Below are 6,510 nucleotides of genomic sequence, written 5' to 3'. Positions count from 1 at the left end.
TTCCCGCAGGAGTCTTCGTCTTGCACTCCAATCAACCGCTGTAAAGTGCTAAAACTTAAGTGTACATTGAACAAAATAATAACCCGAACTAATTTGCCAGTTAGAAGGCAATTTAGTTCGGGTTTTATTTAGACTATAACACTTTTGTCCTAGCCTCTTTTTGCTATTTTATCCCATCCCATACTTCATGATCACACCGCAAGCCAGCCTCTTTCCGGCATCACCTGAGGGCTGCGATTGATAATCGTCAGGATGTTGGTGTATGATGACCCCTTTCCCGATGACATCCTCCACTTTGAACCTGTTCGTAAAAAATGTCATTTTGCCGTAGCCATCATTTGAGAAAAGCACCGGGAAATCCCCGGCATGATTTCCATGGGGCGAATTGGTTGGGTTCCAGTGTCCGCCGGCTGATTGAAATGGATCTGCTTTGTCTCCTATCTCACACACTCCTTTTTCATGAAGATGGAACCCATGTGGTCCAATAGGTTTTTTACCGCCGTTTCCTTTTTGATACTGCGGTAATCCCTGCACTTCTATGAACACTTCTACTCCGTTCGGTACTTCACGAAAAAAAACATATCCGTTTATTTTTGGAGCCAGCGGTCCTCCTTGTATCACGGCATATGCCATCACCGGCACATTACGATAAGGATAATACGAATAGGCAGGATAGCCATATTGATAATAGTTCATCGATGCCTCCTCCTTCGCTGTATGCTTCATAACCACTATATGAAAGGAAGGAAACGTTCATGCCGATTTCAATCAAACGTTTGTTTAACTCAGCAGCCCCCTTTGGTATCAGCCATTTTAGAATTAATCAAACGTTTGTTTAACTCCTTGGCCCCGCTGCCAGCTATCTGCAAAATGGTTTAATTTTCCTATTACAATATACACTGGCGGGCTTGTCCGAAAAATGGTATATTTTCTGAAACTTCAGATTTTTTCCTCAATGTAAAATACCATTTTCAGGAGGGATTCATATGCAAGGTGAAATCAGGTTAATTCCATACTTCATGGATGAATTGGTGGCTGATGCAAACGAAATTCCCAAAGGCATTGATTTAATTCAAGCTCCCAGCCTATGGAACAATGGTTATAAAGGAAAAGGTATCACGGTTGCGGTCCTGGATACCGGTTGTGATGTCAACCACCCGGACCTGAAAGGAAAAGTAAAAGGGTATCGTAATTTCACAGACGATGATGATGGCGCTGAGGATAATGTGACAGACTACAGCGGACACGGTACGCATGTCTCAGGTACGATCGCTGCAAGTGAGAATGGAAATGGTGTAATTGGAGTCGCCCCTCTCGCTGAATTGCTGGTCGTAAAGGTCCTCGCAGGCAGCCGGGGAAGCGGTGAATATGACTGGATCGTCAATGGCATCCAATATGCGATTGATCAAGGTGTAGATGTCATCTCCATGTCCCTGGGCGGTCCGACCGATTATGAGCCCCTTCACGAAGTGATCCAAAGAGCAGCCGCTGCGAATATCCTGGTCGTATGCGCCGCTGGCAATGAGGGGGATTCGGACAGCTCGACAGACGAGTTCTCTTATCCGGCATCTTACAACGAAGTCATTTCGGTCGGATCCATCGACCTCCAAAGGAATTCATCATACTTCACAAATTCCAATAATGAAGTGGACCTTGTTGCACCTGGTGAAAAGATATTATCCACCATTCCCGGCGATAAATTTGCCAGGCTCAGTGGAACGTCCATGGCTGCTCCGCATGTATCCGGTGCCCTTGCTCTTTTAAAAGAGTACGAACAGGCAGCCTTTGAAAGGACATTATCCGAATCCGAACTGTATGCTCAACTCATAAAACGGACAGTACCCCTGAACTTTCCAAAAACACTCGAAGGAAACGGCCTGCTGTACTTAACAGCACCAGACCTCCTGAAGGAGCACATTCGGAATCAGCCTTTGGCCCAAATAGGATAAACAACCATGGAATGTGAATTGGGACTCACTTCAATAAATGCAAAGAAAGGACCGCCCAGAGCGGTCCTTTCTTATAAACCAAAGTAAATCCGTTAAATTATTGTAGTCTGCTCTCAACTTGCTGGCATACTTGATCAGCACTTAACCCGCTTGCCTCAATCACAGATCCCTGTGTAACGGCGTTCTGGATGCCCATCACATTAGAGTCGATTCCTGTTACAACGCAGCAGTCACAGCCTTGCGCATCTGATTCCTGTTTAAGTTCTACAACATCATGTCCTTTTTCACGCAAAGCCTGCACAACATTTTGTAAAGACTCCTCAACACCGATTCTTCTCGCCATATCGTTATACCTCCAATTTTTATCAAGCTTCTGCGGCTTCCCGCCTCCACTTTATTATTTCTAGCATTAGGTTTTTCTTTCAGGGAAAAAGATATTCATCAATCTTCCTAAGTTTTTCGAATTTGTTTTTTAACCACGTTAGCCAGCACTGCAAATATTCATGATCGTTTCTGACTGATTCCGGCTGTGGACTGGAGTGGAAATCAATGGCCGCCATGATGGCTGGCTTTTCTTCCTCTTTTGGAGGATGTAGCGTGGAAGCATGAAGAAGCTGCTTTTCAAACCCTGTCCAACTTGCCACTTCCATAAGCAAGTCAGTCAGCTTCACACGGGGGATTAGCTTATATAGAGATAAACTATGTTCTCGTGCTGTTTCCGGTACGTTTTTCTCCAAACGATGGACATGCAGTCGTCCATCTTCAAAATTAACCCCATCTAATTCTGTAATATTAGCTTTAATCCATTTAAGCCGATTATGTAATGAATCCATTTTATCTGCTAAGTATTCATCAACAGAAGGAGGTGCGCTAAGTTCGTTAAGATGCTTGTTTTGCTCCCATGTTTCTTTCGTCACTAAATAATTATCAAAATCTTGATGTTGCCGACTTCCTTTAATAGAGACATTACCTGAGCGTACCAAGTTTCTTAACTCGGTTAGAACAGCCATCTCATAATATTGGCGATTAACATTCCCATCATCATCATACACGCTTCCGCAGAACTTCCATTTGCATCTCCCAGCCATAGACATTCCCTTTAAAGAACTTTCTTTGCTCCTGTTCGGATATTGCAAGGTGTGAAAAGCCACTTTCAACTACTTTAAGGAAAGTTCCTCCATCTTTTGAAGTCAACTTGAACTCAACTAGCGTAGAATTTTCTCTCTTTGGTTCCTCTCCGGGAAATGAACTTGCCCACCGACATGCAAGGTAGTATGGAGGTTCTGACTGTTCAATCAACACCGGGAATTGCCCGTACTTCGTGTCAGCCACCACACGTGACCCATCTACCTGCACCTTGTCCGGACCAGGTGCATCGCCCACCCACCATGCCGGTTGGCTAATTAACTCCCATACCGATTGAATAGATGCGTTAATAAAAACTTCTCTTTTTATTTGATCATTATCCATTACTACTCCTCCTTTTCATAAGTGCAACCAAAGTGCAGCACATATAATCACCCGGGTGCAACCATAGTGTTGCACATTAAAGGATGTAAGGTTTCTAATTAATTTTTTCCTTTCAATTTGACTTAATTGAGATTAGTTCTTACCTTATCTGAATTTTCGCCTAAGCTATATCATAAAAAAAGTGCGCAAATCTTGTAACGGAATTGCCCTCTTTAATGGAAGATACAACGGAGTTAATAACTGGGAATTCATCGTTAGTATAAGGCATATACTTGTACTAACTTTATTTGCGGGGTGACTGTTGTGAAACTTAGATGCCTAATTATTGGTGCTTTTTCTTTATTCCTTATTGCGTCAGCCGTATTTCTCATAAGTCAAATTCAAGTTGTACATTCAAATATGATTAAACAAGCCCAGCAAGATAAAATAGAGGAGACTGACATAATTAATAAGGTCTCTAGCCAATTAATACAGGATGGATACCCGGTTTCAGGCATGGTTACTAGTTCCTCACCTTTTAATATGAAAATTTATCTATCTCAAATAGTTTCGGATAATAGCGAAAAAGAGATTAAATTAGTTGTACGACGAATTGCTAAACAAAATGGGTTTGATAAACACTCGGTTGAAATTGCATATGATGATGAATAAAACATAAGCATCGGGTAGCTCCTGCCAGAGGAGCTATCCGCTATTTTATTCTCTTATTCAAATTATCCTCTCTTACCTACACAATTAAGGGGCGGATCCTACACACAGCAAACACCCCTCTATAAAATCCTAGACAAAACTTCGCTTTGATAAGAAAATGATCAAACCGCACAGTAACGCTGCAATAACCAAGGATAAAAAGTATAAGGCTGGTGAAATTGTAGCACCAAATGAAACTCTGGTGGGTAGTTTTTCAACATTGTTCCAAGCAGCTTTTATATCGGGTACATACCTTTTCGTTTTTATATAGCCAATTATCATCGTACTAATGAAATAAACAACATGGAGTATAAAAGAACATAAAATTGCCTGTATTATTAATTTCAATTAGAATCACTCACTCTCCGAATTAGTCTAAAATGTGCTTTCAATGCTGTAAGCTATACCGTGACTCATCTTAAACTGATGTCCTGGATTACAGCGGAATTATCATACGGGTCGTCGATTATTAGTTAGCAGATTTTCAGTTATCAGCAGCGTTCAATTCTTACAACAAACAAATAATGTTTATGTTCAATTAATAACACGTTTTATATATAATCAATGTAATAATTACACTCAGAACTTATCATAAGCAGAAAGGTGATATTAAAATGGAAAACTTTTATCTGTTTGTCATTATGTGTATTTTTCTAATTACTTTACCCGGTCCCGATACTGCAATTGCTACAAAAAACACTGTCACCTTTGGGAGAAACGAGGGTCTTAAAACTGCTTTAGGCACTTGTTGTGCCCTTCTTATCCATACTTCCGCTGCTGTATTTGGACTTTCAGCCATCATTGTGAAATCTGCATTATTATTTTCTGTCTTCAAATACGTCGGTGCTGTTTACTTAATATATTTGGGTGTTAAGACATTATGGTCTATAAAGAAAAAAGAAGAAGCAGCAAGCGTTGAAATGACCTCAAAAAGACAGTTTGTAAACACATCTTGTTTTAAACAAGGGTTCCTTACAAATATTCTAAATCCTAAAGTTGCTGTCTTTTTCTTAACTTTTTTGCCTCAATTCGTGGACTCAGGAAGCAATAACTTTTTACCATTTCTTATTATGGGTATCACTTATACTGTATTGACATCCATATGGTTTTTACTTTATGTTTTTTTAATTAATCAGATTAGTGCTTTTATGAAAAAACCTAAAACACAAAATATCATTGAAGGGATTACAGGTACTATACTCATAGGTTTTGGTATAAAACTAGCTCTTGAAAAGACTCATAATTAGATTATTTTCATCTATAAAATAAGACCCTTGATTATTTGCTTGTATAAATTATCTTTATCAACCCTGTTAAACTAAACTCCCAATGATTGAATAAAGAAAAAGCTGAAGATCAAACAGCCGATCTTCAGCTATGTTCCGGTTCAACTAAATCGTAGGTTAGAACCATCAGCAACCCTAGACAAAAAGTTGATTTATTCCTTAATAAGCAAGTTTAAAATAAAAGATGATAACAAACCTGACAATCCCACAATGAGCAAGGACGATGCCATGTTACTAATGCTTATACCACTCCATCCTCCAATTGCGAAACTGATCACCCAAACCACAGACGATTCAATCGTAAGTGCTAAAAAGAATCTAACATTAAAAAACGATTTCAACTTGGCGTACTTTTGAAAAATCTAAAAAGTGATAGCCAGAGCAAATCCAACTATAACTAAATTTACTGTATAAATAGCTTATACCCCTTTTTAGTGTGTTTGTTCACCATGGCCCTAAATTATTATGATTGCCGAGTGAATATGGTTACAGTATTTCATACTTAAATTTAAAATTAATACCAATTATTTCAAATTACCACCTTTAACTCAATGTTTTAATTTTATTAAAAAAGCTTATCTTTTTTCAGATAAGCCCCCTATCACAGATTAACTACTCTATAAAAGTTAAAGCGAATTAGATAACGATTCATTATCTGATACTTCACTTTTCAAAAACCCGTCCCATTTATTGAATTAAAAAACAAAAAAAGTCGAAGATCACCAAAAGGGACCTTCTTGTAATGCCTAGTAAATATATATCCATAATCCCTCTCCTCCAGGAAACCCGTAGTGCTGCCGCCAAGAGCTTAAAGGGGTTTTATCTAGAAAAAACTCACAAAGTTACAGAGAAAATCACCCTCTGCAAAAGTAAAGGGTGATATCTCAATTTCTAATTATTATTTTGCTTGTTTAATAGTAAACTGGTGTGGTTTTGCATCAACTCTAAAGCCATCGTCATCTTTTGCTTCCGTATATATAGTATAAACTCCGTCTGGTAAATCTTCTTTTGGCTCCCATTTCAAGTGAATTTCTGCTTGGTGATCAACATCGAATGTATCAACGACTTCACCATCTGCCCCTTTAATTTTGAAGTTCCAGTCTACTTTTTTAATA

General features: G+C 39.1%; 8 protein-coding genes and 1 pseudogene. 3 read left to right on the top strand and 6 right to left on the bottom strand.

Going from position 1 to position 6,510, the window contains the following annotated elements; translation table 11 throughout:
* Positions 1 to 168: 168 nt before the first annotated feature.
* Positions 169 to 696, bottom strand: a complete 528-nt coding sequence (locus HP456_RS18090) for a superoxide dismutase family protein (RefSeq protein WP_172253690.1) — start codon at positions 694 to 696, stop codon at positions 169 to 171.
* Positions 697 to 986: 290 nt separating this feature from the next.
* Here HP456_RS18090 and HP456_RS18085 point away from each other — a divergent pair, with 290 nt between their 5' ends.
* Positions 987 to 1,949 carry a S8 family peptidase gene (locus HP456_RS18085; RefSeq protein ID WP_172253688.1) on the top strand — a complete coding sequence of 321 codons (963 nt, stop codon included), beginning with the start codon at positions 987 to 989 and terminating at the stop codon, positions 1,947 to 1,949.
* A gap of 97 nt (positions 1,950 to 2,046) precedes the next feature.
* On the opposite strand, the gene HP456_RS18080 is transcribed toward HP456_RS18085, so the two are convergent.
* From HP456_RS18080 to HP456_RS18070, 3 genes and pseudogenes are all read right to left on the bottom strand, one after another.
* A complete protein-coding gene (locus HP456_RS18080) occupies positions 2,047 to 2,292 on the bottom strand; it encodes a YkuS family protein (protein WP_172253686.1) in 246 nt (81 codons plus the stop codon).
* Between the two features lie 205 nt (positions 2,293 to 2,497).
* Positions 2,498 to 3,001 (bottom strand): annotated as a pseudogene (locus tag HP456_RS18075) (Tn3 family transposase); the annotation flags it as partial.
* Complete coding sequence (locus HP456_RS18070; protein ID WP_172253684.1) at positions 2,994 to 3,419, bottom strand: SRPBCC domain-containing protein; 426 nt, start codon at positions 3,417 to 3,419, stop codon at positions 2,994 to 2,996. The pseudogene HP456_RS18075 and the gene HP456_RS18070, both read right to left, overlap by 8 nt.
* A gap of 303 nt (positions 3,420 to 3,722) precedes the next feature.
* Between HP456_RS18070 and HP456_RS18065 the strand changes: the two genes are divergently transcribed.
* Positions 3,723 to 4,070: a hypothetical protein gene (locus tag HP456_RS18065; RefSeq protein ID WP_172253682.1), complete on the top strand. Its 348-nt coding sequence runs from the start codon at positions 3,723 to 3,725 to the stop codon at positions 4,068 to 4,070.
* A gap of 653 nt (positions 4,071 to 4,723) precedes the next feature.
* Positions 4,724 to 5,356 (top strand): LysE family translocator, encoded by a 633-nt coding sequence (locus HP456_RS18060; RefSeq protein WP_172253680.1) that lies wholly within the window; start codon positions 4,724 to 4,726, stop codon positions 5,354 to 5,356.
* Between the two features lie 191 nt (positions 5,357 to 5,547).
* On the opposite strand, the gene HP456_RS25785 is transcribed toward HP456_RS18060, so the two are convergent.
* Positions 5,548 to 5,736, bottom strand: coding sequence for a hypothetical protein (locus HP456_RS25785; protein WP_512698771.1), 189 nt, complete (start codon positions 5,734 to 5,736; stop codon positions 5,548 to 5,550).
* Between the two features lie 557 nt (positions 5,737 to 6,293).
* Positions 6,294 to 6,510: flagellar hook assembly protein FlgD (locus HP456_RS18055; RefSeq protein WP_172253678.1), on the bottom strand; the 217-nt coding region annotated here is incomplete at its 5' end.

Origin of the sequence: Bacillus haikouensis (assembly GCF_013179555.1) — a bacterium.
Classification (GTDB): Bacteria; Bacillota; Bacilli; order Bacillales; family Bacillaceae_B; genus Rossellomorea; species Rossellomorea haikouensis_A.
The sequence above is the reverse complement of the archived record's forward strand: the minus strand, read 5'-3'. Positions and strand labels throughout refer to the sequence as shown.

Excerpts from the sequence above, each read along its gene's own strand:
- HP456_RS18090 (WP_172253690.1), bottom strand. The coding sequence starts at position 696 with ATGAACTATTATCAATATGGCTATCCTGCCTATTCGTATTATCCTTAT.
- HP456_RS18085 (WP_172253688.1), top strand. The coding sequence starts at position 987 with ATGCAAGGTGAAATCAGGTTAATTCCATACTTCATGGATGAATTGGTG.
- HP456_RS18080 (WP_172253686.1), bottom strand. The coding sequence starts at position 2,292 with ATGGCGAGAAGAATCGGTGTTGAGGAGTCTTTACAAAATGTTGTGCAG.
- HP456_RS18070 (WP_172253684.1), bottom strand. The coding sequence starts at position 3,419 with ATGGATAATGATCAAATAAAAAGAGAAGTTTTTATTAACGCATCTATT.
- HP456_RS18060 (WP_172253680.1), top strand. The coding sequence starts at position 4,724 with ATGGAAAACTTTTATCTGTTTGTCATTATGTGTATTTTTCTAATTACT.